Origin of the sequence: Mesorhizobium sp. M0633 (genome assembly GCF_040320645.1) — a bacterium.
GTDB lineage: Bacteria > Pseudomonadota > Alphaproteobacteria > Rhizobiales > Rhizobiaceae > Mesorhizobium.
This window is the reverse complement of sequence record NZ_JAMYQC010000055.1, coordinates 1-26157: the sequence shown is the minus strand read 5'-3', so window position 1 is coordinate 26157 and position 26157 is coordinate 1. Positions and strand designations below refer to the sequence as shown.

Genomic DNA, 26157 nt, shown 5'->3' with positions numbered 1-26157 from the left:
AACCCCCCCCCCCGCGGGGCGCGGCCCCCCCCCCTTTTTGGTGGGGGGGCCAATTTTTTTAACACCCCCCATCCCCACGGGGCGCCCCGGCTGGCCGGGGCCCGGCCCCCCCCCCCCCCCCACCACTGGTGGATCACTCGAAGTCCTTGACGTTCTGCAGCGTCACCAGTCCGGCGCCGGTATCCACATTGGCGTCGACGGATTCGCCACGGATGGCCTTGACGACAGTGTCGATGCCAAGCTCACCCATTTTCGCGGGAAATTGAGCTACGCTGGCGTCCTCCGCTCCCGACTTGATCGCTTCGATCTCTCCGCAGCAGGCGTCGAAGCCGACCACTATGAGGTTGTCGTTGGCAATACCGGCATTGCTGATCGACTTGACGGCGCCAGGGATCGGCGGGCCGCAGGCCGAGTAGATTGCCTTGAGATCGGGATTGGCGGTCAGGATGTCTTCGGTCACTGACGTACCAAGCTCCAGCGTGCAGTTGGTTGCACCTTTGCCCACGACATCGACCTTGACGTCGCCCAGTCCCTCCATCATGCCCGTGACCCGGTCGTCCAGAGCCGGCACGCCGGGAACGCCTTGCAGGATACCGATCTTGTCACCGCTCTTGAGCACCGTCTTGAGGTATTCTCCGGCGATCTTGCCGCCATTGAGGTTGTTGGTCGATACCAACGCAGTCTGGCCTTTCCAGTTGGGGATGCTGTTGTCGACGAGAACCACCTTAATGCCGGCGGCCACCGCCTTGTCGAGCGCCGGCGCGACCGTCGGGTCGACCGGGGTGATTGCAAGCCCCTTGACGCCCTGCGTGATCATGGATTCGATCAGAGCGATCTGGCCTTCAATGTCGGTAGCCGCCTGGCCCTGGCCTGTGACCAGTTCGATCTCCGGATGAGCGGCCGCATATTTCTTGGCAGCGTCCTCCAGGGTCGAGTAGAACGGCACCGGGAATTTCGTAATCAGGCCGACCTTGATCTTGTCTGCGGCCGAAGCCGGCACGGAAAACGCAACGGCGATCGCCAGCCCTGCGAACAGTTTTCGGTTCATTGGCATTTTATTCCTCCCTTGGAATTGAAACGCCTCCCGGCGGGAGACGCTTCAGGCATTTGCGGACCGGAAAGGTCCCCAAATTTCGAACGGGTCAGGCTCCAACGATCATGGAAACCAGCTCCTGTTTGTTGTCCTTGGTCGGCACCAGTTCGCCGACCCTGCGGCCCTGGCGAAGCACCACCGCGCGATCGGCGAGTTCGACGACGTGTTCCATGTTGTGAGTGATCAGGATGACGGCATTGCCCTGGTCGCGGAGCGCAGCAACCAGATTGAGCACCTGGCGTGATTCACGCAGGCCGAGTGCGGCGGTCGGCTCATCCAGAATGACAACCTTGCGGGCGAACACGGTCGAGCGGGCCACGGCAACGGCTTGTCTTTGTCCACCCGACATCATGGCGACGACGGCATCCAGCCGCGGCAACGTGACCTTGAGATTCACCAACAGAGCGCGGGTCTCGGCGTCCATTCGGCGCTGCTGTAGAAATCGCAGGCCGCGCGGAAGCCATTGCGGGCCAGCTAACTCGCGACCGGCAAAGAAGTTCTGTCCCGGTGTCAGATTGTCGAACAGCGCCAGGTCCTGATAGACGGTCTCGATGCCGGCGAAGCGCGCATCCGCAGGGGAGCGTATCTGCGTTGGCGCACCATCCAAAAAGATCGCGCCGGCATCGAGTTGGTGCACCCCGCTGATGCATTTGGTTAGCGTCGATTTGCCCGCGCCATTGTCGCCGAGCAGGCCGACGATCTCGCCTCGCCGCACCTCGATGCTAACATCGTCCAGCGCCAGAACTGAACCGAAACGCTTGGTAGCACCGAGTACCGCCAGCACGGGATTGTCCGCGGTGACCGCATGATCGGCGTTGGCCGCAACGGCGCTCATGACTGCCTCCCGGCTTGCAGGACACGCACACGCCCTTCGAGGTAATTGCGCAGCACGTCGGACTCGACCGCTATGACGATGACCACGCCGATGACGATGAGCTGGAAAAAGACATTGACGTTGAGCAGGTTGAGCGCGTTGCGGATAACGCCGATCATGATGGCGCCGATCAAGGCATGGCCGAGGTGGCCCCGACCACCAAGAAAACTGGCGCCGCCAATGATCACCGCCGCGATCGTATCCAGTTCCAGCAGATTGCCGAACAACGGCGAACCGGCGTCCGTGCGGCCGGCAAGGATGACTGAACCGATGCCGGCGCACAGCCCTGAGATGACATAGACCGAAACCAGGACCCAGGACACGGGAATACCCATGCGCAATGCGGCGTCGGGCCGGCCGCCAACGGCATAAATCCAGCGCCCCCAGACCATGGTTTTAGCCATGACGAAAAGCATCGCGGCAACACCGGCAACAACGAAAACTGATCCAGGCAGACCCCAGACCGAGTCGCGGCCAAGCGCATCGATCGAATCCGGCATGCCAGGGATGGCGCGGCCATCGGCCAGTTGCAGCGCCAATCCCTTGGCGATGCTCAATGTTGCCAGCGTGATGATGAAAGGATGCGGCAGTCGGCCGAAGACATAGAAGAGCCCGTTGATGGCGCCGACCGTGGCGCCGCAGCCAACCATCACCGCGATCACAACGGTGGCGGGGGCGCCGGCATGAAAGCTCAGCGCGCCGACGACGGAAGCCAGTGCAAGGTTCGAACCGACGGAGAGATCGATGCCGCGTGTCAGGATGACCAGATGCTGACCCATCGCGACAACCGAGATAACGGCGGTCTGGCCAGGATGTTGCCGAGATTGCGACCTGTCAGGAAATAGGGCGACAGAAAGCTGAGGACGGCGATCAGCAGCACCAGGATGACGACCGGACCAGCGATCAGCAGCATCAGGCCGAGCGCAAGGCCGGGGACGGCGTCTGGCTTCCTGGATGCTGGCAAAGTGGCCTCGCCGACAGTCGTGCCGCTGTTTCCCGTTTCAGGCAAATTCCCCTCCCCGCCGCAGCTTGTGCGAGCCACGTCGTCAAACACTCAATTCGTGCCTCTTCTTATCGATAAAAAACAACCGACCGAGGCGGGTCAAGTTGTTTTTTATGGATAAAGTTCATGCTAAAAAGGACAAGGTATTGTTCCAAAGGAAAATCCGATGAGAACCGACACCGTCTACAAGAGGCCTTCAATCGAGCTGCAAATATGCTGCACGACGGGCAACTGGCCGGTGAACTTCCTTCCGAAAATGAGCTTAGACGGCGAATGTGCGTCAGCCGCACAACCGTCCGAAAGGTTTTGCGAGAACTTGTTAACCGCGAACTTGTCACCGAGCGCAACGGCCTCAGGTCGACGGGCCGCCAGGTCAGCGACAACGACTACTATCCGGACGCCGAAACCACGCCTCGCGCCAAGCATGTCGAACAACAGTTCATGGAGTGGATGCTGCGGGGTGACACCAGGCCCGGAACCAGCATCAATGAGCTTGAGCTTGCACGCCAATTCGGTGTTGCGACCAATGGAATTCGCGAATTCCTGATCCGCTTCAGCCGGTTTGGACTGATCGAGAAAAGGCCGAATACAGGCTGGCTTTTCAAGGGTTTCACCGAAGACTTTGCACTTGAGCTCTTCGAGATCCGGGTGATGTTCGAACTGCGTTCGGCACAACTGTTTTCACTGCAGCCGGACAGTTCTCCGCTATGGTCGAAACTCGCCGCGCTCAAGATGGCGCATGCCGACCTGCTGGAGCGAATTGAAGGCCGTTTTCACGACTTCTCCGGCTTGGACAACCGGTTTCACCGGCTCATAAACGAGGCCTCACCGAACCGCTTCATCGATGATTTCTACGACATCATCACGTTCATTTTCCACTATCACTATCAGTGGAACAAGCAGGACGAAAAGCAGCGCAACCTTGCCGCAATCCACGAACACATTGCCTATATCGATGCGCTTGAGAGCCGCAACTCCACTCGGATTCAGGTGGCCTGCCGAGCGCATCTGGCCTCAGCGAGGGAAACACTGATGCGTTCGCTTACGGCATTTGATGAAACGAGCATCAATGCATAACGAAAGACCTCCGCCCATGGGAGGCAAACTCAGCGTGATGCAGGCGTTTTATGATCCGGGCCGAACTGGCGGTGACAAGTTCCCCTTCCAGAAGGGAACCGACGCACCCCTTTGAGATGCGTCGGAAGAAGGTCTAAGCGTGGCGGATTTCGGTTCCCAGCACCTTCAGGCATTCGCGGATGAACGCTGCAAGGGCCGTCCAGCCCTTTGCCGAAACCATCGTGCCATCCACATATGCCTCCGTTGGAGACAGGTCGATATAGGTGCCGCCCGCAAGCGTCACTTCGGGCTCGCAAGCCGCCAGTGCGCCGACCTTCTTGCCACGCACGACGCCGTCCACCGCAATCAGGATCTGCACGCCGTGGCAGATCGTGAAGATCGGCTTCTTGGTTTCGTGGAAGTGGCGCACCATCGCCTGCACGCGCTTGTCGGTGCGGATGTATTCGGGGCCACGACCGCCGGCGCAGTAAACGGCGTGGTATTGCTCCAGCTGCTTCTCAGCGTCGGAGAAGGTCTTGTTGATCAGCGCATAGTGGCCGAGCTTTTCGGTGTAGGTTTGATCGCCCTCGAAATCGTGCAGCGATGTTTTGATCAGGTCTCCGGCGCTTTTGTCTGGGCACACGACGTGCACGGTGTGGCCCACCGCTTCCATCGCCTGCTGGTAGACGAAGATTTCGTATTCCTCGGTGAATTCACCGGTCAGCATCAGGATCTTTTTGCCTGGCATGGTACTTCCTTTCCTGTGACAACGGCCGGGCGAGACCTGGACTCGCCTGGCAGGTTTGAGTTTCTAGAAGGGTGAATCGGGGAAGTAGTCTTCGTTGGCTCTGGCCTGCGTGATGACCGTCAACGGCGGGTACGGGGACATCGGGACAGTCTCAGTCGAACGCCAACAACAAACGGTCGCGGGAATGCTCGATATGGCGACGCATCGCCTGCTCGGCAGCGGCAGGATCGGCCGCAGCGAAAGCGGCCAGGATGGCCTCATGCTCGTCAAGCGCCTCCTCGGTGACGCGCGAATGGAACATCAGGCGGAATATGTGGAAGTGGGTATGCTGGTGCGCCAGTGTCTCGCGCGCGAGTTCGTTGTTGGCGAATTCCATAACCTTGTCATGGAAAATGGCATCCTGGCGGGCGAAGTTGGAATACCGCAGGCGCTCGTCCTTGCCCTCACGGCGCGCCATGACGCCGGCCGATGTCTGAAGCTGTGCGAGCTTTACCTCGTCCATGAGCACCGCTGCCTTGGCTGCACCATGAGGCTCGAGCAGCAGGCGAAGCTCGTAGAGTTCATCGAACCGTCGTTTCGTAATCTGCGGCGCAGCGCGGTAACCGATCAGATGCGTCTTCAGCACCAGGCCTTCGCCTTCGAGCCGGCCGAGCGCCTCGCGGATCGGCGTGTGGGATACGTTGAATTCCTTGACCAGGCTGTCGACGGTGATGCGCGAGCCCGGCGCAATCTTCAGGGACATGAGTTGCGCAAAGATCACTTCGTAGACGTCCTCAACCAGGCTGCTGGAGCGCTGGATACGCCCGCCGGCGAGGTTCGCTTCGTCTAGACTGGGTAAGTTCATGGCGTGCATGTTTTGCCTCTTGACACATTGAGTTGCTAACACGATGCTCCGGCCAACGCAATCCTATATCCTATACGATTTTATAGAGGATATCATTTGCGGCAGCTAGGAGACAAAGCAATCGAATTTGCAGTGGCCCTGCTGGAACAGCGTGCCGCCCTGGCAGCCCGTGCTTCCTCACCTGCTGAACGGACCGCCAGCGTTGCGGGCGATGGTTCGGCACGTCGATACGCAAACGCGTTGCGAGACGGGTTTTACATCGAACCCGGCCTTTGGGCCGAGTTGAACACCATCTCGCATTCCAATCCAGACATCATCACAGGATGCAGGTCATGAGCCTTTTCGCTGCCCTAAGGCTGCCGCGCGAAATCCTCTTCGGGAAGGGCCAACGCCACGTCATTCCGGTTGTCGCGGCGAGGCTCGGGCGTCGCGCACTCGTCTGCACCGATGAACGTTTTGCCGCAACGGGCCCGTTCGCAGAGATTGTCACTGGGCTGCGAGCCGCCTCGATAGACGTACTGGTGCATGATCGTGTGCTGCCCGACGTTCCTCGGGACACCGTTGCCGTCTGCGTCGAGGAAGCACGGAAGTTCGCGCCCGACGTGGTGATCGGCATTGGCGGCGGCAGTTGTCTCGACATGGCGAAATGCGCCGCGTTGCTCATCAGTCACGGCGGTCAGCTCCAGGATTACTACGGCGAGTTCAAGGTGCCCGGCCCGACGCTGCCGCTGATCGCGGTGCCGACGACAGCCGGCACCGGCTCTGAAGTCACCCCGGTTGCCGTGATCTCGGATCCGGATCGCACGCTGAAGGTCGGCATCTCCAGTCCGTATCTGATCGCGGCCGCGGCTATCTGCGACCCTGAGTTGACGATGACATGCCCGCCGGGATTGACGGCAATGGCAGGTGCCGATGCGCTGACGCATGCAATCGAGGCCTTCACCGCCGCCAGGCGTGGGACCGATCCCGGCCTTCCGCAGAACCATGTCTTTATCGGCAAAACCGCCTTGACCGATCACTTCGCCCTGCTGGCGATCGAGCTGCTTGGCCGAAGCCTTGAAACGGCATACCGCCGGCCCTCTGACGAGGACGCCCGGGCCGACGTCATGATGGGTGCACTTGCAGCCGGCTGCGCGTTCGGGACGGCCGGCACAGCGGCAGCGCACGCCGTGCAATATCCGGTTGGCGCGATAACCCACACCCCTCACGGATTGGGTGTCGCCACCATGCTGCCATTCGTCATGAAGTACAACAGAACAGCCGCAGCGACCGAGATGGCCGAGATCGCCAACGCGCTCTGCCTCGATGGAACAGGCCGGACGCCCGAAGAGTTGGCCGACGCGACCATTGGCGAGGTTAGTCGGCTGTTTGGGGCAATCGGGATCACCCCCACGTTGGCCGAGCTGGGGCTGCCTGCCGACAAGCTCGATTGGACGGCGGAACAGGCGATCGGTATCGAGCGCCTCATCAAGAACAATCCGCGGCCATTCGATTTGAGGTCCATGCGACGTCTGGTCCAGGCCGCCTTTGACGGCGACCTCGCCAGCTGCGTCATGTAAACAATCGGGAACATCGAGATGAACACGTTTTCACAGGTTCTGGCTGACGATCAGGGCATCAGCGATTTCCACACAATCTCGCACGGGCTGTATATTGGCGGCCAATGGCGCCAGTCCGCGGATGGCAGGGTAATTCCGGTCATTGATCCGTCGACGGAAGCCATCATCGCGGCCGTACCCGATGCGACGTTGGAGGACGCGGCCGCCGCCGTTGACGCCGCTGCCAAAGCAGCCGATGGCTGGCGGACAACGTCGCCGCGAAAGCGTTCCGAGATCCTCAGACGCTGCTTTGAGCTGATGACGGACCGATCGGAGGCACTGGCAACTCTCATCGCATTGGAAAACGGCAAGGCCCTGCGGGATGCCCGCGGCGAGATCGCTTACGCCGCGGAATTTTTCCGTTGGAATGCCGAGGAGGCCGTTCGCATTACCGGTGAATTCGGTACTGCGCCTTCCGGCACCAATCGGATTGTGGTCGACTACGAACCGATCGGCATATGCATCCTGATCACGCCCTGGAATTTTCCTGCCGCGATGGCGACGCGCAAGATCGCGCCGGCACTTGCCGCTGGATGCACGGTGATCCTGAAGCCGGCCAGTGAGACCCCGCTTACCGCCTACGCGCTGGCCGCGCTCTACCAGGACGCGGGCGTTCCACCAGGGGTGGTCAACGTCCTGACAACCTCCAGTCCCGGGTCTTTGACAGCCGCCATGCTGGCCGATCCGCGGGTGCGCAAACTCTCCTTCACCGGTTCGACCTGTGTGGGTCGCGCTCTGCTGGCAGAGGCTGCTAGGCATGTGATCTCGTGTTCCATGGAACTCGGCGGCAACGCACCGTTCATTGTGTTCGACGACGCCGATCTCGAAGCGGCGCTCGATGGCGCAATGGTGGCCAAGATGCGCAACGCCGGCGAGGCCTGCACGGCCGCAAACCGCCTCTACGTCCAATCTGCCATCTACGAAGCCTTCTCCGAGGGCCTCGAGAAGCGGATGTCGTCGCTCAAGGTCGGCGCCGGCACCGACCCGGACACGGAATGCGGGCCTATGATCACGAAAAAGGCGATCGAGAAGATAGACCGCCTTGTCGTCGACGCGGTCACACGCGGCGCGCGGGTCTTGTGCGGCGGCTCAGTCCTGTCCGGACGTGGTTTCTTCTACCCTCCGACAGTGCTTCGCGACGTGCCGGGCGACGCAAAGATGGCGCATGAGGAGATATTCGGGCCGGTGGCGCCAATCTCCAGCTTCGAAACGGAGGCCGAGGTCATCGCGCGCGCCAATGACACCGAATATGGGCTTGCTGCCTACATCTACACGCGCGATCTGGCGCGCGGCATGCGGGTGGCCTCGCGGATCGAGGCCGGGATGATTGCTCTCAACCGCGGGCTGATGTCCGATCCGGCAGCCCCCTTCGGCGGCGTCAAGCAGAGCGGGCTCGGCCGCGAGGGAGGGCAGCATCACGGCATTGCGGAATTCATGCAGGCGAAATACCTCGCCATCAGCATGTGAGCAGAAGAATGCAAGGCGATCCCTTTCGCATCCGCGACCACGTCGCGGATTTTGATCAAATCGTGCAGGACTTCGTTGATCGCAGCGAGGTCGCCCGCGCCACCATTGCGATGACCGCTGACGTGGCCTACGGACCGGATCCGACCGAGACCATGGACCTGTTCTTTCCCGCGGGCAAAAGAACGGCGCTTCCGGTGCACATCTTTGTCCATGGCGGCTACTGGAGAATGTTCTCCAAGCGCGACTGTTCATATATGGCGACGACGATTACCCAGGCCGGGGCCATTGCCGTCATCCTTGATTATGCTCTGATGCCCAAGGTCCGAATGGCGAGGATCGTCGACCAGGTGCGCCGGGCCAAGCAGTGGGTCCTGGCCAACATCGCCGATCATGGCGGAAGCCCGGCGGCCCTGACCGTCAGTGGTCATTCGGCAGGAGCCCATCTTGCAACGTTTCTGTTCGAGGGCGAGCATACCCCCTCGAATGTGAAGGCAGCCCTTCTGTTGAGCGGGCTTTACGATTTGAAGCCGCTCCAGGATTCCTTTCTCGCCAACGAGATTGGAATAACCGACGAGGAAGTCGCCATGTTCACGCCGCTCGCCTGTCGGCATGATCCTCAAACCAAGGCGGCGGTTCTGGTCGGAGCCAATGAGACGCCACCCTTCCATCAGCAAGCCGATCGATTCAAGGCAAGCTTGCTGCGGCAGGGATCGTTGGTAACGTCGCATGTGCTCCCGAACCGCAACCACATGGACAGTGTCAGAGATCTCGGCGTGCCGGGGACCGGGGCTGCCGATTGCCTGGCAAAACTGATCGCCAAGGCCTGCTGACTAACTCGGGTTCTCCAGGCGATTTGTTTTGCGCCACTCCTCGTACTCCCCGCGGGCATCGTCATGCAGCGGATAGTAACGTTGCAACGGGCCGCCCTCCATGAGCTTCACTCGTGAGAATTCCTCCCAATCATGATGCTTTTGTGATTCTTCGATCACCTTCGGGGCCATCACGACGGGAAGCACCACCACCCCGTCGTCGTCGGCGACAATGATATCGCCGGGGATCACCGTGACACCGCCGCAGGCAATCGGAACGTTGACGGCATTGGGATAGATGCTGGTCTGCACATGATAGTTTGGCGTCCAGCCGCGCAGCCATAGGGGCAGATTGAGCTTTTCGACATTGGGCCGGTCGCGCATGCACCCATCGATGACGATACCCGCCCCGCCCCTGCCCTTGAAATACGTCGACATCATATCGCCGAAGACGCCCGAGCTCATATCGCCGCGCGCGTCGACCACGACCACATCGCCCTCCTGCGCGTGATAGAGCACGTGTCGGTGCAGCTGCGTCTCCGGATCGGCATATTCTCCTTCGGTGAAGAGGTCCGGCCGCTGCGGCAGGAACTGCAGCGTCAGCGCCGGCCCGACGATCGACTTCCCGTGGTTTTGCGCCACCGGACCAACCATGTGCGGATTGCGGAAGCCCATGTGGCCAAGCGTGCCAGCTACCGTCGCGGCGCCGATCTCCCTTAGCGCGTCGATCAGGTCTTTAGGCGGCCGCATGATGTCGGAAGTATGCGTCATTGTGGACTCCGATTGAATGGAACTACCAGTTCGTAACAGAACCGTCGCGGCGCTTAAGGTGAGGCGCTTCCCAGAAACGCAAACTCTGCGCCTGGACCGCAACTTCGTTGACCTCGACGCCGAGCCCCGGCAGATCGCTGACCGGGTAATCGGTCCCGTCGAGCCGTGGTTGCACGGGAAAGAAGTCGGAATTGTCAAAGCCCAGCTTTGTTTCGGGTGCCCTGGTCTCGAGCCACGCGAAGTTGGGTACCGCGGCAGCGAGATGCACGGTCGCGGCCGTGCACACTGGACCAAGGGGATTGTGCGGCATCAGGTCCACATAATGCGCCTCGCTCCAGCCAGCGATTTTCATCGCCTCGGTGAGCCCGCCGACATTGCAAACATCGATCCGGTTGAACTGATGGATGCCGCGCTCAATGTAGGGCAGGAACTGCCACTTGCTGGCAAATTCCTCGCCTATGGCAAAGGGGATTTCGGTCATCGTGCGCAGCGATTCATAGGCCTCCGGCGTTTCGGCCCGTATCGGCTCCTCGAGGAAATCAAGCACGCCGCGACCGAGCTTGTTGCAGAAGCTCGCCGCCTCTGCCACCGACAGCCGATGATGATAGTCGAGGCCGAGGACCACGTCGCTGCCCAGCGCCTCGCGCGCGTTGTTCAGCATACCCGCGGTAGCGCCGATGGACTCGCGCGGCTCGAAGATGTCCTTGCTGTTTTGCCCGAAGGGGAAGAAGCGGATCGCCTGCCACCCCTGCGCGCGAAGTTCGCGGGCCCGTTCGATGGCAACGTCGCCCTCGGCCTCGTCGCCGGTCGAGGCAAAGGTGGGAATGCGGTCGCGCTGCTTGCCGCCCAGCAGCTCGTAGACCGGCACGCCCAGCGCCTTGCCCTTGATGTCGTGAAGGGCGATGTCGATGGCGGAAATCGCCGCCTGAAGGACTCGCCCGCCTTCGAAGTACTGGCTGCGGTAAATCTCCTGCCAGATCCGCCCGATCTGCATCGGGTCGCGGCCGATGAGAAACTCGCGATAGTGCTCGACCGCGCCGGCCACGGCCCTCTCGCGACCGCTCAAGCCGCTCTCGCCCCAACCGAAGATGCCCTGGTCGGTCTCGACCTTGACGAGCATCTGGTTGCGCGTTCCTACCCACACCGGATAGGGCTTGATCGCGGTGATCTTAAGCTTCTCAGTCATCCACGCCCACGTTTCACGCGCATTCGCCCTATCTCAGTTGGCCTTGAGGGCCATTTCAGTTTCGCCATCGAACAGATGCATCCGCTCCTGGTCGAACTCGAGCCAGATCTGCTCGTCGGGCGCGACGGCAATGTTTGGCGGCACGCTGACGTTGACGATGGCGCCGGACAGGAACGCCTGAACGAAGGTGACGTCTCCGGTCGGCTCCACCGTATAGGCCTTGGCCGGGACGCTGCCTGGCACCGCACTCTTGTGGAGCTTGATCGTCGAGTGACGTGCGCCGAGCACGACTTTCCGGGTCGTCGCTTTCGCCACCTTCTGGGCATTGCGCGGCGAGAGCTCAAGGCGCCAGCCCTCGGCGCCGGTCAACACCGTGTTGCCGTTTGCCGTCGAGGCCTCTAACGGAATAAGGCTCATCGCCGGGCTGCCGATGAAGCTGGCCACGAACATGTTCACCGGATGGGCAAAGACCTGCGCCGGTGAATCGTATTGCTGCAGGTAGCCGCCATTCATCACCGCCATCTTGTCAGCCATGGTCACGGCTTCGAGCTGGTCGTGCGTCACATAGATGATCGTCGCCTTGAGGTCCTGGTGGAAACGCTTGATCTCCGACCGCATCTGCACACGCAGTTTGGCATCGAGGTTAGACAGTGGCTCGTCCATGAGGAACACGGCGGGGTCGCGAACGAGGGCACGGCCAAGAGCCACACGCTGCTGCTGCCCGCCCGAAAGTTCGCGCGGCTTGCGCTCGAGCAGGTGCGTCATGTCGAGCACTCGCGCCGCTTCCTTGACCTTCTTGTCGATCTCGTCCCTGGGGAGTTTGCGCATCTGAAGCGGGAACGCCAGGTTCTTGTAGACCGATTTCTGCGGGTAGAGCGCGTAGTTCTGGAACACCATTGCGATGTCCCGGTCCTTGGGGTCGAGATCGTTGACCACGCGCTCGCCGATAATGATGTCGCCCGATGTGATCGGGGTCAGCCCAGCGACGAGATTGAGCGTGGTTGTCTTGCCGCAGCCTGAAGGGCCGACGAGCGCGACGAACTCGCCGTCATTGACCGTCAGCGAAACGTGGTTGACAGCTTTGAAGCTGCCATAGCTCTTGACGAGATCTTGGAGGACCACGTGGGCCATCGGCAACTCCCTAGTGCTTGACCGCGCCTTCTGTAAGGGCGCGTACGAAGTATCGTTGCAGGACCAGGAACAGCACCACGACGGGCACACTCATCATGAAGCTGGCCGCCATCAGGCCCGGAAAGTCCGTCGTATTTTCCGAGAAGAAGCGTTGGATGCCGACCGGCAGGGTCAACTGCTCGTTCTTGGAGAGGAAGGTGTAGGCGTAGATGTACTCGTTCCACGCGCCGATGAAGGAATAGATTGCGGTGGCGATGATCCCCGGCGTCGAGAGCGGCATCACGATCATGATGAAGGCCTGGAACCGTGTTGCGCCATCGATGCGCGCCGCCTGCTCAAGCTGCACCGGGATATTGTCGTAAAAGCCCTTGAGCAGCCAGATCGCCAGCGGCAGGCCAAAGGTGAGATAGGTGAGTATCAGTGAGCCATGCGTGTTTATCAGACCGATCGCGCGCATCAGGATGAAGAGTGGCACGAGAAAGATCACCGCCGGGAACATATTGCGCAGCAGCACGGCAAAGAACAGGAAATTCCGGCCGGGGAAACTGAAGCGCGAAAACGCGTAGGCCGCTGGGACAGCCACGATCACCGAAAGGATTGTCGTGACGGTCGACACGAAAAGGCTGTTCCAGAAGAAGCGGAGGAAGTCCTGGCCGACGCTGTTCTGCGGATCGAGCAGTTTCTGATAGCTGGCGAGGGTAGGTTCGTCCGGCCACCATTGCGGCGGGAATTGCGTCGCCGCGAATCCTGACTTGATCGAGGTGATCAGCATCCAGATCATCGGCAACGCGGTATAAAGCAGCATGAACACGAGGAATATGCGCCCGGCCCACCGCCATCCGTCGACGCGCATGCGGCGACGGGTCTGGGCTCGAGGGGCTGTCTCGGCAATCGTGCTCATGCGCTCCCCTCTTTCGGCTCGTTGCCGCTTAACGCACGGACGTAGAAGTAGCCCAGCGTCATCAGCGTGAGGAACAGGAGCACCGAATAGGCCGATGCCACGCCCCAGCGCTGCCGTCCGAAGGCGAGCTCATAAATGTGGGTTATCCAGATATGCGATGCGTTCGACGGCCCGCCGCCGGTCATGATCCAGGGGATGATGAAGGAATTGAAGTTGGCCACCGCGAGCAGCAGCATCGTCACCACCGAGACGTTGCGCAAGTGCGGGAAGGTGACGTGCCAAAAGCGCTGCCATGCATTGGCACCATCGACTTTTGCGGCGCGCAGCAATTGGTCGGGGACTGTCTGCAGGCCGGCCATCATCATGATCATGGCAAACGGAAACTCGCGCCAGATATTGACGACGATCAGGGAGGGCAGCACCGTGCTGACATTGTCGATGAAATTCGGCGGCTGGGCGGCCAATCCAAGGCCGACCAGCACCGCGCCGATGATCCCGAAGTCCGAATGGTAGATCCACTTCCAGATGTAGGAGGCGGCGACGGCGCTGATGACCCAAGGGATGATCAGGATAGCGCGCAGGACACCACGGCCGATGAACTCGCGGTGGAGCGCCAGCGCTGTGGCAAACCCCAGGACAAAGGAGATGAAAGTGGACCCCAGCGTCCAGATCAGTGTGTTCCAGGTGACCTTCCAGAACACCTGACTGGTGAGGATCGTCGTGTAGTTGTCGAAGCCGATGAAGGTCTTGTCGCGGAGTTGCAGGCCAGGCGGTGTCTTAAAGAACGACAGCTCGACCGTGTAGTAGATCGGATAGGCGATGACGATGAGCATTACGGCGATCGCTGGGAGCACGTACGCGTAGTCGGCGCCATGCTCCCAGATCTTCCGCAGCGCGCCGGACCAACCGGGTTGCACTCTTCGGCGAGCCTCGGCCTTGCCGGTCACGATCGTCACTTGTGGCGTGCCCTTTTTCTTCGGAACGCGGCGGCTGCGCCAGCGGCGCAGGCGTCAGTCGTAGGTCCGGCCTGGACTAGAGTCCGCCCATCAGGTCTTTTACCTTCTTGGCCGCGTCGTCCGCTGCCTCGTCGACGGTCATCGCTCCGGTCAGGGCATTCTGCAGCATGTCCGGGATGATGATGTTCATGATCTCGGGGGCCTGCGGCAGCGCTGGGAACGGAATGCCGTATGGCAGCATCGAGGTCGTGACATCCAGGAACTTGATGTTGTCCAGACGTTCCTTCATCCACTTGGTTTTGAAGCCGTTGAGGTTGCCCGGGTTTGATCCCGCGTAGGCCATCTTCAGCGACCACTCAGGGCTCGTCCACATGCAGATGATAGCCTTTGCAGCAGGCTCATCTACCTTGCCGCCCTCGACATATTCGGGCTTCAGGATGTGAATGTTCGAGCCGCCGAACACGACGGCGCGCTTGCCGTCGGGGCCAGTTGGAATCAGGCCGTAGCGCATATTGTCGATGACCGTCTGCGCCTTGTCCTTGTCGGTGCCCGTCGCCTTTTTCTGCAGGTCGAGCATGACGTTGTAATCGGACGGGTGCGAGATCATCATGCCGAGCTGGCCGGCGACGAACAGGGGCTGGTTATCGGCCTGCTGGTTGGTGAGCGCCGAAACCGGAACCGACTTGTCGCGAACATACATGTCGTAGGAGGCTTGCAGCGCCGCCTTGCTCTGCGGGCTATCGAGCTGGACCTGCTCATAGGTCGGATTCGCGGTGGCTTCGTCGAAGACGCCGCCGCCATAGGCCCACAGCTGTGGCATGAAGCGGTACGGCGTATTGCCGGCATTCTTGCGCGCCACGAGGCCGTAGCCGGCAATGCCGAGCTTGTCGTGGATCTGCTTGGAATATTTGACGACATCGTCCCAGGTTGCCGGAGCCTTGTCCGGATCGAGGCCCGCACGCTTGAAGATGTCGGCGTTCCAGATGAACGCCATCGTCTCGTTGTTGGTCGGAATGCCGTAGGTCACGCCCTCCCAGGTCACGGCCTTCATGGCGCCGGGCCAGAAATCCTCGGTCGAATACCCCACATCCTCGGGCTTGAGCGGCTGCAGATAGCCCTTTGAGGCGAACTCGGTACCACCCAGGATTTGCAGGCGGACCGCCATCGGCGCGGCATTGCCCAGGAGCGCCGTGCGGAACTTGTCGAGAAGGTCGTTATAGGTGAGGGCTTGTTCCTCGAGCTGGATGTTCGGATAGGTTTTGCGGAAGGTCTCGAAGAAATCCTTGTAGTACTGGCGCAGGAGGTCGGGGTCACCCTCGAACACGCCCTGATACCAGAAAGTCAGTCGCCCCTTGTAGTCGAGCGGGATAACCTTGGCGCAATCGGCAGCCGTGTCAAAATCCTGTGTGCCGGCGATGGAGCGCACATATTCCGGCGACCACTTGCTCAGGTCGACCGGCGGTGCACCCAGCGCCGATGTAGACGTCAGGGATGCCATCAAAGCAGTGGCGACAGTGCCGCGCAGGACGGCACTGCCGAGCGCAATTCTCGTCATAGGTATCCTCCCTGGTTCTCCCATGCCGCCCTAAAGCGGTCCTTGCTCGTTGCGATCGCGAGGATGCCTCTTTCAACTCAGTGTATCCTCTCGATCACTTGGTACGTTTTCAGATCATGGATTGCCTGTCAACGCGCAGAATCGTACATTGTTTGCGAAAGCCGTGTGTGATATCGGGCAAGGTATGTATTAAATTGGGGAGCCGGCCTTGGCCGAAATAAGCGATTTCAAAGCGATGCCACCGGTGGGGACCGATCCCATCGGGGCCTCCAGCGAGGGCGCCTCGCTTTATGAATTGATCCGGGAAGACATCATCGAGGGACGGCTCGCCGCCAACGAACGGCTTGTCGTCACCGATCTCGCCCGGCGTCACGGCACCTCGACCAATCCTGTGCGCGAGGCCCTGCAGTTGTTGCGCGGCGAAGGGTTTGTCACCTTTGTCGCCAACCGCGGGGCGCGCGTCCGACCCATTGATCAGGATTTTGTCCGGGATATCTACGAGATCGGTGTTCTGATCGAGCCAGCCCTGACACGATGGTTTGTGAATATGGCGACCGGCGAGGACATCGCCGAACTCGAACGTCTCCAAGGCCTGATCGAAGAGAACAATTTCGCCGACACATTCAGGCATAGTGAGCTGGATACCGCTTTCCACACCGTGATGTACCAGCGGCACTACAACCGCCACGCCGCCGAGCTTTGGTGGAAGCATCGCGAAGTGCTGCGAGCCGTGAGCCGTCGTTTCAATTTCACGCTGGCGCGACGTGCCGCGATCATGCGCGAGCACCGCGAACTCATCGCGCTTGTGAAGGCGGGAGAGGCCGACAAGGCGGCCGAACTCGTTTCCCGCCATGTCGAGGGTTCGGGCCGGCATATTCTCGAACAGATGCGAGCGCGCAACGCCGCTCGGGCCGGATAGAATGTCCAGTCCAGAACATCGTTAGCTGACCATTTTCAGGCAAAGGTCGTTGAGATGAAAATCACGAGCATTCGGCCGTGGCTGATCAAGTCCGATGCTTCCTACTGGGGAGAGTTCCTGTTCGTCGAAGTGACGACCGACGAGGGAGTGAGTGGCTGGGGAGAGATCACCACCACGACAAGGCTCGCCAACCGCGCTCTCTGCACGATCCTGCGGCAGATCGGCGTCGCCGTGACAGGTGAGAATCCCGCGCGTATCGAGCATCTCTGGCACAAGATCTTCCGCGGCTTCACCTACATGGGAAGCCGCGGCGCCGCCGTCGAATGCGTGAGCGCCATCGATATTGCCCTCTGGGACATCCGGGGCAAAGTCCTCGGCAAGCCGATTTACGAGCTGCTTGGCGGGCCGGTACGCGATGAAATCGCGCTCTACACCCATCCCAACCAGGCCAAATTCACCAGCAAGGAGGCTGTGGTCCGCGAAATTCTAGACATTGTCGAGTCCGGACACACTGCGCTCAAGTTCGATCCCTACCCCCACCAGGGCCGCAGCGCCGATGGCCTGCCCCGCGAACAGCGAGACGGCTACCTCGATGGCAGCATGACCCGCAAGGACGAGCGCGAAGCCGCCGAACTCACGGCTCTGATCCGCGAAACGGCAGGACCCGATGTCGACATTCTCATCGATGCGCACGGCCGCTTCGACGTCCCCACCGCCATTCGCCTCTGTCGGAGCCTCGAGGAGGCCGGCCAGATCGACTGGTTTGAGGAGCCCTGCCCGCCCGAGAGCCTTAACGCCCTCAAGCAGGTGCGTGAGAAGGTCAATACCGCCATCTCGTGGGGCGAGCGCGGCCACACGAAGTGGGATTTCGTGCCGGTACTCGAGAACAGGCTCGCTGATTACATCATGCCCGACGTTACCTGGACCGGCGGCATTACCGAACTCAAGAAGATTGCTGCGCTATGTGAAGCCTACTACGTGCCGGTCTCGCCACATGACGCCGCGGGACCGATCAACGTGGTTGCGGGAGCGCAGGTGATGATGACCGTTCCCAATTTCTACAAACTCGAAACATCGGAGTGGAACCTGGGCAAATACGATCACCTGATCGACAGACCACTCGACATTTCGAACGGCAGCCTCAAGCTGACGTCGAAGCCTGGTCTCGGTATTGAGATGGACCGCGACTACCTGCAGGCCCACGAGATTGAGCTGGGCTAGCAACACTCTATGCCGGCCCAGGGTGCGGGACGACAAGCCGAAAACGAGGATAAGTCATGGCAAAGACAGGTGGCGCCGACGAAGCGCTCAATCGGGTAAACGCGAACTCCAAGCCATCCCAGCTTCGCATCACCGACATGCGGGTAGCCGAAATCGTCGGCGCGCCGTTCACCTCAACCCTGCTCAAGATTTACACCAACCAGGGCATCGTCGGGCTTGGCGAGGTGCGCGACGGCGCCAGTGCCACCTACGCGCTGATGCTGAAGAGCCGGCTGCTTGGCGAGAACCCTTGCGACATCGACCGCCTGTTTCGCCGGATCAAGCAGTTCGGTGGCCACGGCCGGCAAGGCGGCGGCGTCTCGGCGGTCGAGATCGCGTTGTGGGATCTCGCCGGCAAGGCCTATGGCGTTCCCATCTACCAGATGCTCGGCGGCCGGTTTCGGGAGAAGGTGCGCGTCTATTGCGACACCGACGCTACCGTCCCGAGCGGCACCGAGACCGGCAAGCGCCTCAAGCAGCGCATGGCGCTCGGCTTCACCTTCCTCAAGATGGATCTGGGGCTGATGCAGATCGCGGATGTACCCGGTGCGGTCGTCTCCCCTGCCGGTTCACTTGAAGGGTACCGCATCCATCCCGGCCGCGGCCCGGTCAAGACCATGGAGGAGCGGCGCGCCCGCAATGCCGCTTACGATTTGCATAACGTCCCCCATCCGTTTACCGGCCTCCACTTTTCCGACAAGGGCCTCGACCTGCTTGAACAGTACATTGCCGAGGTTCGCGATGTTATCGGCATGGATATTCCGCTCGCCATTGACCATGTCGGCCACATCTCGCTGCAGAACGGCATTCGGCTCGCCAGGCGGATTGAAAAATACGTGCCGGCCTGGCTCGAGGATGTGATCCCATGGCAGTACACCGAGCAGTTCCGGCAACTGCAGGCCGCCACGACGGTGCCGATCTGCACCGGCGAGGACATCTACCTTAAGGAAGGCTTCGAGCCTCTGCTCAAGAGCGGCGGCCTCTCCATTATCCACCCGGACCTGCTCACCAGCGGGGGCATCCTCGAGACCAAGAAGATCGGCGACATGGCCCAGGACCACGGCGTCGCAATGGCCATCCATATGGCCGAAAGTCCAATCGCCGCAATGGCCGCGGCACATGTCGCGACCGCGACCGAAAACTTCATGGCGCTCGAATACCACTCTGCCGATGTCGACTGGTGGGACGATATCGTCGCCGGCGTTTCCAAGCCGCTCGTGAAGGACGGCTTTATCACTGTTCCGGACAGACCGGGTCTGGGGATTGACGATGTCGTCGACGAGGTGATCTCGAAGCATCTGCAGCCGGGTGTCACCGGCATCTGGCAGCCTACGGATCTTTGGGACAACGAGTATTCCTGGGACCGCACCTGGAGCTGAGGCGAAAAGAACCGAAGATGAAGATCACCGATCTCCGCTGCGCCGTCATCGGCAAACATCCCATCGTCCGCATCGTTACCGACGAGGGCCTCTATGGCCTTGGCGAAGTCGAGTTCACCAAGACCTATCTCAAGCCTTGGGTGCTGCATTTCCGTGAGGCGCTGATCGGCGAGGACCCTACCGACGTCGAGCGGGTGATGCTGAAGATCCGCCAACGCGGCTCTTTCAAGCCCTATGGCGCGGCGGTAAGCGCTATCGAGCATGCGCTGTGGGACATAGCCGGCAAGGCCGCAGGCGTGCCGGCCTACAAACTGCTCGGCGGCAAGGTGCGCGACAAGGTGCGCGTCTATAACGGCTCGGTCCGCCAGAAGCGAACGGGGGACCGGCCGGAGGATTACGCCGCTAACGTGAAATGGATGATGGAGCAGCCGCAGAATTTCTTCATGATCAAGCAAGGGATCTCGTTCCACTCCAACATGAAGGACACCATCGAGGACTTCCATTACGGCGTGACGCAGAAGAAGGCCGGCTACCACGGTGCCATGGATCAGGGCGTCATCAGCGAGCGCGGTTTCAACCACATGCTCGACTGCGTGATCGCGATGAAGGAAGTGCTGGGCGACAAGGTCAGCCTGGCGCTCGACTGCGGCCCGGGCTGGATGCTGCCCGATGCGATCAAGTTCGCTCGCGCGGTCGAGAAGTACAATTTGATGTGGCTCGAGGACATGCTGACCGGCGACTATGTGCCGTGGGTCAATCCGCAGGCCTATCGGGAGCTGACCACCGCCACCTCGACGCCAATTCATACCGGCGAGCAGATATACCTGCGGCACAATTTCAAGGAGCTGATCGAAACGCAGGCGGTGCGCGTCATCGGCCCCGATCCGGCCGATATTGGCGGCATTGCCGAGCTCAAATGGGTCGCCGAGCACGCCTGTATGCACTCGATCCTGATGGCACCGCACGGCACCGCGAACGGCCTTTTAGGCCTCGGCGCGCTGATCAATGTCTGCGCCACGCTGCCCGCCAACTACATTGCCTTCGAATACCCGAGCGCCTCCGACCCCTGGTGGGAGGACCTCGTAATCGGCCTGCCGTCGCAGATCGTGAAGGACAGCATGGTGGACCTGCTGGAAGCGCCGGGGCTGGGCCTCGATATCGACGCCGAAGCAGCCAGGAAGTATCTCCGGGAAGAGGATGCAGGCTTCTTCGACTGAACCATGCTTGCGCCACCTGCACCATGCGGACCGCTTCACGCAAATTGGCATCCAGAATGACCGTTTCGGGGCCTGGAGCCGTCGGTCTGCTTCGGATCAGCGGCTGGCCAAAAGCCGACGTAGCTTGTCGGAAGCTCCCGAGCAAATGCCGGCTTCCTGATTTCCATGCCCGGAAGCGAACCGTCACAAATCCGCCATCTCAGGCATCACCTTGCAGACGGCCGGTTCGCCTTTTCGACGGCATGGGGTGTATGAAGCACCGGACGCCTCCACCCCTACCTCTGAAAATGCCCCAACCCGTTCTCATTGAGATAGTCCACCGTCATCACATGCGCGCGAATGCCGCCGGGGGAACCGACGAACTTCACCGATGACAGCGAGCCGGTTGGCGCGTTCTCTCCGCGGGGCGTGAGGGCGTAGGTGTCGCCGTCCCAGTGTTCGAGCGTGAACTGCATGGGCTTGGGGCCAAGTTCGAGCATCAGCTTGTCGCCATCGGCCCGCACGGTGGCGGTGTCGAAATAGTTGCTCGTATATTGGCCCTCGTAGAAGGATGGACTGCGCGCCTTGGCGGGGTTCGTCGGCTTGTCCTTGCCGGCGAGGTCGCCCACCGGCTTGTAGTAGCCCATGAACCGCGGCTTGATGTAGGGATACCAGTCGCGAGTGACCTGGCCATATTGCACGATGTCCATGAAGCTGGCGGCGACCGCCTCGGCGGCGCCGACGGGGGAGCCGTTGGTGAGCACGACGATGCCGACATCGGCCGAGGGCAAGATCTGGAAGGTGGTGCCGGCGCCGAGCAGGAAGGCGCCGGAATGGCCCATGGTGGTGCGCCCATTGGCGTTCACCCCCACGTTGAAGCCATAGCCATAAGAGCTGGCCCGCGTATCGGGCGTCTCGCCGCGGTAGGTCACGCTCTGCGGTGTGATGGCGGGCTGCAGGATCTTCGGGTCGATCATGGGCTGGCCGTTATAGGTGCCGTCGCCAAGCAGCAGGATCATCCACTTGGCAAGATCCTGGGCGCTGGAGGAGACGCCGCCCGCCGGCGCCTGCTGGTCGGGGTCGCGGTCATAGAGCGGCTCGAACACATTCTCCGCCACGCGCGCATGCAGCAGGGCGCGGTTCTTGCCGGCGGCAATGAAGTCCTCGTGCCGATAGCTGCTCGAGCGCATGCCGAGCGGATCGAACAACAGGCTCTTGGCCAGCGGCTCCCAAGGCTGTTTCTCGGCGTGGGCCACTGCCTCGGCGCCGATCGTCGTGCCGAAATTGGCGTAGTGATAGGAGATGCGGAAGGGATCGAGCGGCACCATCCACAGGCTCCCGACGATCTGCTTGCGCTGGAAGCCGAGATCCTCGAGTTCGTCGCCCGCCGCCATCGGCAGGCCCGAGCGATGGGCGAAGAAATCGCCGATGGTGGCGTTGCTCGAGGCATAGTCGAGATTGAGGCGGAAGCCGTCCCAGACCTCGCCGACCGGGGTATCCCAATCGAAGCTGTGGTCCTTCGTCATGGCGATCGCGGCCACCGTGGCCGAGATCGACTTCGACACCGAGGCGACCTGGAAAATGGTGGTGCTGCTGACCTTAGAAGTGTCGTCCCGGTTGTCGCGAAGGCCATAGCCCTCGTCAAAGATCATTTTGCCGCCATGCACCACCGCCACGGCGAAGCCGGGAACGTCGGATGCTTCCTTGACTTTCTTGACGATGTCCGGCAGCGCGGCCAGCGCCTTCTCGACGCCGCCGGGGTACAGCTGCGTAGCATCCTGCGGCGGCGATGGCCCAAGCTCCGGCAGGTAGGACTGCGCGACTGCCATGGCGGGCAGCATGATAACGAGGGAAAGTACCAGGAGAGCAGCGACCTTCTTCATTGCATGTCCTCAAACTTGCACCGGCAGATGATCGGACCATACGCGGCAAGATGAAAGATGGTTACAGCTATTTTCTACTGATACGTTTAAGTTCAAAGATCAGACAGAGACGGCGGCTGCGTGTCATGTGATTTCGGGACCTGGTGAAGTAGCCGCGTTACCTACGCGCCCGGCAATTGGATGGGACTGCGCGGGAGAACGTCAACTTTCCAAGCCCGAGCGGCAAATGGCATCCGATCACAAGTTGTTCGCCAACGGGCTGGCCGCCAACCAGAAAGTCATCGAAGCCAACTATATGGCCCATCGCGAGGCCCTATGCCCTGCTGCACGGGGTCCGATGGCCGAGAGGCCCGGACGCTTCGTCTTCACCGATCTTGCCTACGGCACGGCGCACGTTTGCTGTCCGTCCGGTTATTGCCGCGGGACCAGTTAAAGCAGCCGTTCGGCTCACGTGAAGAGTTTCGGGCGCCGGCAGGCGTACGAAAGTCCCCGAGGAAGGAACCCGCGGGCCGCAGACGATGGCTATTTCGGATTTCGGAAGACGTCGGCGATGGCGTGACCGCCGTCGGGAAGCGCTGGGGTGAATGCGGACAGACCGCTTCGTTGCGCCCCCGCGCGGTGTTGTCGGCTTGGTCGGCAGCTGGACGCGACCTCTTCAGCATCGAGGATCATCATGGACGTGCGTCGATCCGTTGCCGGAGGCTGAGTGCCTGCAGCTGAAGGCTGAACCATTCCATGCCGGGTCATGGCGTGCTGCTCCCGGTCGACCGGGAGCCGTGTGGTGGTCCGCGCGGTTGCCTCCACCGTTCAAACAGCTCGATGACGATCATGCGGCCGCCGCAGCACGGGCACGGCGGGCGGAAGTCGTCCGGTTCGTCGGGGTCGCCGTCGTCGGGCGGCGCGGCAGGGGCAGTCGAGGATCGCCCTCACTGACCCTCCTGGGTAAGTTGGAAGATACTGGCCGTCCGAGCAGGACCAACGTTAGTTAGCTCACAGTACGTGAAAGAAGCAAAAGAACCCGGTTGCGGCGGAAGAAATTCCCCCTGGTGCTTCCATGCGAGGCAGGTTTTGATCGTGTCGAAAGATTTTTGTTCTCGGCGTTCATCGATGCGGCCATCGATAAATACAAGAGAAATTACATGCGCGGTTGCATTTAGAGATTGAGGATCTGCTTTCGCAGCCGTTGGCACTGCCAAGAGAAGAGCCAGAGCGATGATGAGCTTGGTGCGATTCATGTCGTCCTCCGTTTCATCCGGTGCTGCTGGGGTCGCTTGGAGGCGAAAGCCGAATGGGCTAGACTAGGAAGCGCGCCAGGAAGGTGAAATGTCCCGAACGGCCCCTGAAATTGAGCTGAAATCTGCTGAAACGATCACGTTCCGCGGTTTCGTCTTCCTGACCAAAAGCAAAGAACTCCGAACCGTCGAAGGCAAAGCGGTCAATCTTCGCAGCCAGTCCGCCGAGGTGCTCTCGGTGCTCGCGGCGCGACCGGGCGAAATCGTGTCCAAGGATGCTCTGATGCAGGCGGTTTGGCCCGATACCTTCGTGACCGGCGACAGCCTCACTCAATGCATTGCCGATATTCGCCGCGCGTTGGGGGACGACGCGCACGTGATGGTGGAAACCGTCCCAAAGAGAGGCTACCGACTGAACGCCGATCTATCGGACGCGGCGGACCCAAACGCCGCAGCCGGCACGGAACGTGCCAGGACCCGATTCTCGCAGCGCGGCTTCATTCTTGCTGCACTCGCTCTCCTTGCGGCAGCGATCGGCGCATACTACGGCGCGGAAGCCTGGCGAGCCGCTCCCGTTCGTTCGAGCGACATGCCCAGGATTGCGATCCTTCCCTTCGACGACATGAGTGCAGGTGCGGACAAGGGATATCTCAGCGATGCCGTTGCCGAGGGGATCATCACCGAGCTGGCGCGGAGCAAGACTTATGCCGTCATCGCCCGGAACTCGAGCTTCAGGTACCGCGGTAAGCCGATCGACGCCAGACAGATTGGAGATGAACTCGGCGTCGACTACCTGCTCGAAGGCAGCCAGCAGAAGATCGGAGACCGGCTGAAAGTGTCCGCCCAGTTGCTGAATGCGCATGACGGATCACATGTCTGGGCCAACTCCTACAACCGGGAGATTGGCGATCTTTTCGTCGTCCAGGAGGAAATCATCCGCACGCTTGCGGATCGGGTCGGAATAAGGATCGAGCGACCGTTGCCACAGAGCGATGCCGCGCAGGTCAGCGCGCTCCGCTATTACCTGATGGGGAGGGCCAAGATCGGAGAGGATATCTCAGCCGAGGGGAACGAGCTGTTAAGGCAGTTCAGCCTCAAGGCGATCGAAGAGGATCCGAACTCCCAGTTCGGCTATATCGGGCTGGCCTGGTACTGTCGCAATGACGCGGTATTCGGGTGGCACGCGCAGGAACACAACCGGAACGAGGCGTTGAAACTCGCTGCCAAATACGCCGACAAGGCCATCCTGCTCGCTCCTGATGACGCAGAAGCGCATGAGGTCCGCGCCAGCATCCACACCGAAGCCGGAGAGGTCGAGCAGGCCCTTGCCCAGTACGATCAGGCGATCGCCTTGAACCCGAGCAACTCGCATATCCTCGTCATGAGTACGAACGTGCTGCTGTATGTTGGCCGCGCCGACGAAGCGATCGATCGGATCGAGCAGGCCAAAGGCATCGATCCCTTCCACCCTGACTGGTTTCACTGGCAGATGGGCTGGGCGCTCTGGGAAAAGAACGATTGTGGGGCGGCGCTGGCTGCGATGCGGAAAATGTCCAGGATCCCGAGCGGCGCACAGCGCATGCTTGCGGGGATCCACGCTTGTCTAGGAAACAAGCGAGAGGCAAAGGAAGCGCTTGCGGTTTTCCTCCAGAACACTCCCAGTGAATCCATCAGTAAAGAACGCAGGGAGTGGGACAAGATTTGGACCGCACCCGGAAGCCTCGACCGCTGGATCAAGCAGATGCGGTTCGCGGGGTTGCCGGAGTGACGGCCGACCGTATGCGGCCCAGCAGAAGTCATGGGCTGCAAACGACCCTTGAAGTGGGCCACGAGCGCTGGTGGCCCTCACGCTCAGGGCGCCGATGCGTACCAAACACCTTCATTTCCTCAGTTTTATGTTGCGACTTGCCAGGCTGGCCGATGGCCAGCCTGATGCGGCCGCGGAGACGATCGCGGTAATGCGCCAGGCCCATCCGCGCTTCACACTCAAGGTCTTTCGTCGCTAGGAACCCTACAGGGAGGCGGAGGTGCTCGATAAGCTTGTCACGCTCCTGCGCCGTGCCGGTATTCCGGACTGACCTTGGTCGTCTACTTGCCGCCTCGCCTGAACCAGTGGCAGCTGCGTCCGCAATTACTATCCTGGCGACGCATGCCGCTGCGTCCGCTTTGGGGAACGCGAGCTCGATGACCGACATTGTGATGGGTTTCGGATGCCGGCCGTCTACTGAGATGGCGTGGCTCGAGGCCGGCGTCCGGAAGCCTCCAGGGAAGGAACCCGCGGGGTGGAGATTTCGGT

At 61.0% G+C, this 26157-nt stretch carries 25 protein-coding genes and 1 pseudogene; 11 read left to right on the top strand and 15 right to left on the bottom strand.

What is annotated here, in order from left to right; translation table 11 throughout:
- Positions 1–133: 133 nt before the first annotated feature.
- The 4 genes from NKI47_RS32800 to NKI47_RS32785 all read right to left on the bottom strand — a co-directional run bounded on the left by NKI47_RS32800 (position 134) and on the right by NKI47_RS32785 (position 2976).
- Entirely contained in the window at positions 134–1048 is a 915-nt protein-coding gene (locus tag NKI47_RS32800) for a sugar ABC transporter substrate-binding protein (protein WP_352595588.1), read from the bottom strand.
- 94 nt (positions 1049–1142) lie between these two features.
- Positions 1143–1928 (bottom strand): ATP-binding cassette domain-containing protein, encoded by a 786-nt coding sequence (locus NKI47_RS32795; RefSeq protein WP_352595587.1) that lies wholly within the window; start codon positions 1926–1928, stop codon positions 1143–1145.
- Entirely contained in the window at positions 1925–2746 is an 822-nt protein-coding gene (locus NKI47_RS32790; protein ID WP_352595585.1) for an ABC transporter permease, read from the bottom strand. The genes NKI47_RS32795 and NKI47_RS32790 overlap by 4 nt, the downstream gene beginning before the upstream one ends.
- Positions 2722–2976: a hypothetical protein gene (locus NKI47_RS32785; RefSeq protein ID WP_352595583.1), complete on the bottom strand. Its 255-nt coding sequence runs from the start codon at positions 2974–2976 to the stop codon at positions 2722–2724. Before NKI47_RS32785 ends, NKI47_RS32790 begins: the two co-directional genes overlap by 25 nt.
- A gap of 120 nt (positions 2977–3096) precedes the next feature.
- On the opposite strand from NKI47_RS32785, the gene NKI47_RS32780 reads away from it, so the two are divergent.
- Entirely contained in the window at positions 3097–4047 is a 951-nt protein-coding gene (locus tag NKI47_RS32780; RefSeq protein ID WP_502897025.1) for a GntR family transcriptional regulator, read from the top strand.
- Positions 4048–4180: 133 nt separating this feature from the next.
- Here the strand turns inward: NKI47_RS32780 and NKI47_RS32775 are convergent, their stop codons facing one another.
- Positions 4181–4774: a DJ-1/PfpI family protein gene (locus tag NKI47_RS32775; protein ID WP_352493019.1), complete on the bottom strand. Its 594-nt coding sequence runs from the start codon at positions 4772–4774 to the stop codon at positions 4181–4183.
- A gap of 151 nt (positions 4775–4925) precedes the next feature.
- The gene (locus NKI47_RS32770) at positions 4926–5618 is read right to left on the bottom strand and encodes a GntR family transcriptional regulator (RefSeq protein WP_352595591.1); all 693 of its coding nucleotides are present in this window, start codon (positions 5616–5618) and stop codon (positions 4926–4928) included.
- Positions 5619–5950: 332 nt separating this feature from the next.
- Between NKI47_RS32770 and NKI47_RS32765 the strand changes: the two genes are divergently transcribed.
- The 3 genes from NKI47_RS32765 to NKI47_RS32755 are packed head-to-tail and all read left to right on the top strand — an operon-like array spanning position 5951 to position 9513.
- Positions 5951–7177, top strand: a complete 1227-nt coding sequence (locus tag NKI47_RS32765) for an iron-containing alcohol dehydrogenase (RefSeq protein WP_352595581.1) — start codon at positions 5951–5953, stop codon at positions 7175–7177.
- An 18-nt stretch (positions 7178–7195) separates the two neighbouring features.
- The gene (locus NKI47_RS32760) at positions 7196–8683 is read left to right on the top strand and encodes an NAD-dependent succinate-semialdehyde dehydrogenase (protein ID WP_352595580.1); all 1488 of its coding nucleotides are present in this window, start codon (positions 7196–7198) and stop codon (positions 8681–8683) included.
- An 8-nt stretch (positions 8684–8691) separates the two neighbouring features.
- A complete protein-coding gene (locus tag NKI47_RS32755; protein ID WP_352595579.1) occupies positions 8692–9513 on the top strand; it encodes an alpha/beta hydrolase in 822 nt (273 codons plus the stop codon).
- On the opposite strand, the gene NKI47_RS32750 is transcribed toward NKI47_RS32755, so the two are convergent.
- The 6 genes from NKI47_RS32750 to NKI47_RS32725 form a co-directional block, all read right to left on the bottom strand.
- Positions 9514–10263, bottom strand: a complete 750-nt coding sequence (locus tag NKI47_RS32750) for a ribonuclease activity regulator RraA (protein WP_352595576.1) — start codon at positions 10261–10263, stop codon at positions 9514–9516.
- A gap of 22 nt (positions 10264–10285) precedes the next feature.
- A complete protein-coding gene (locus tag NKI47_RS32745) occupies positions 10286–11449 on the bottom strand; it encodes a mandelate racemase/muconate lactonizing enzyme family protein (protein ID WP_352595574.1) in 1164 nt (387 codons plus the stop codon).
- Between the two features lie 33 nt (positions 11450–11482).
- Positions 11483–12580, bottom strand: a complete 1098-nt coding sequence (locus NKI47_RS32740; protein WP_352595570.1) for an ABC transporter ATP-binding protein — start codon at positions 12578–12580, stop codon at positions 11483–11485.
- A gap of 10 nt (positions 12581–12590) precedes the next feature.
- The gene (locus tag NKI47_RS32735; protein WP_023679256.1) at positions 12591–13481 is read right to left on the bottom strand and encodes a carbohydrate ABC transporter permease; all 891 of its coding nucleotides are present in this window, start codon (positions 13479–13481) and stop codon (positions 12591–12593) included.
- Positions 13478–14437, bottom strand: a complete 960-nt coding sequence (locus NKI47_RS32730) for a carbohydrate ABC transporter permease (RefSeq protein WP_352595568.1) — start codon at positions 14435–14437, stop codon at positions 13478–13480. Before NKI47_RS32730 ends, NKI47_RS32735 begins: the two co-directional genes overlap by 4 nt.
- Before the next feature lie 76 nt (positions 14438–14513).
- Positions 14514–15992, bottom strand: coding sequence for an ABC transporter substrate-binding protein (locus tag NKI47_RS32725; protein WP_352595565.1), 1479 nt, complete (start codon positions 15990–15992; stop codon positions 14514–14516).
- 208 nt (positions 15993–16200) lie between these two features.
- Here NKI47_RS32725 and NKI47_RS32720 point away from each other — a divergent pair, with 208 nt between their 5' ends.
- Genes NKI47_RS32720 through NKI47_RS32705 form a run of 4 tightly spaced genes read left to right on the top strand, consistent with a single transcriptional unit; the run spans position 16201 to position 20767 of the window.
- A complete protein-coding gene (locus tag NKI47_RS32720) occupies positions 16201–16911 on the top strand; it encodes a GntR family transcriptional regulator (RefSeq protein ID WP_023679253.1) in 711 nt (236 codons plus the stop codon).
- Between the two features lie 54 nt (positions 16912–16965).
- Positions 16966–18132 carry a mandelate racemase/muconate lactonizing enzyme family protein gene (locus NKI47_RS32715; protein WP_352595562.1) on the top strand — a complete coding sequence of 389 codons (1167 nt, stop codon included), beginning with the start codon at positions 16966–16968 and terminating at the stop codon, positions 18130–18132.
- Positions 18133–18188: 56 nt separating this feature from the next.
- The gene (locus tag NKI47_RS32710) at positions 18189–19550 is read left to right on the top strand and encodes a mandelate racemase/muconate lactonizing enzyme family protein (protein WP_352595560.1); all 1362 of its coding nucleotides are present in this window, start codon (positions 18189–18191) and stop codon (positions 19548–19550) included.
- Positions 19551–19567: 17 nt separating this feature from the next.
- A complete protein-coding gene (locus NKI47_RS32705) occupies positions 19568–20767 on the top strand; it encodes a mandelate racemase/muconate lactonizing enzyme family protein (protein WP_352595557.1) in 1200 nt (399 codons plus the stop codon).
- A 275-nt stretch (positions 20768–21042) separates the two neighbouring features.
- Here the strand turns inward: NKI47_RS32705 and NKI47_RS32700 are convergent, their stop codons facing one another.
- Positions 21043–22629, bottom strand: coding sequence for a serine hydrolase (locus tag NKI47_RS32700; RefSeq protein WP_352595554.1), 1587 nt, complete (start codon positions 22627–22629; stop codon positions 21043–21045).
- Positions 22630–22855: 226 nt separating this feature from the next.
- On the opposite strand from NKI47_RS32700, the gene NKI47_RS32695 reads away from it, so the two are divergent.
- Complete coding sequence (locus NKI47_RS32695; RefSeq protein ID WP_352595552.1) at positions 22856–23062, top strand: hypothetical protein; 207 nt, start codon at positions 22856–22858, stop codon at positions 23060–23062.
- 310 nt (positions 23063–23372) lie between these two features.
- Here NKI47_RS32695 and NKI47_RS35300 read toward each other — a convergent pair.
- Both NKI47_RS35300 and NKI47_RS32690 read right to left on the bottom strand, forming a co-directional pair.
- Positions 23373–23534 (bottom strand): annotated as a pseudogene (locus NKI47_RS35300) (IS91 family transposase); the annotation flags it as partial.
- A 21-nt stretch (positions 23535–23555) separates the two neighbouring features.
- Entirely contained in the window at positions 23556–23864 is a 309-nt protein-coding gene (locus NKI47_RS32690; protein WP_156937426.1) for a hypothetical protein, read from the bottom strand.
- 88 nt (positions 23865–23952) lie between these two features.
- Between NKI47_RS32690 and NKI47_RS32685 the strand changes: the two genes are divergently transcribed.
- Both NKI47_RS32685 and NKI47_RS32680 read left to right on the top strand, forming a co-directional pair.
- A complete protein-coding gene (locus NKI47_RS32685) occupies positions 23953–25629 on the top strand; it encodes a winged helix-turn-helix domain-containing tetratricopeptide repeat protein (protein WP_352595549.1) in 1677 nt (558 codons plus the stop codon).
- Between the two features lie 70 nt (positions 25630–25699).
- On the top strand, positions 25700–25867 hold the full coding sequence (locus NKI47_RS32680) for a hypothetical protein (protein WP_352449179.1): 168 nt from the start codon (positions 25700–25702) through the stop codon (positions 25865–25867).
- Positions 25868–26157 lie beyond the last annotated feature (290 nt).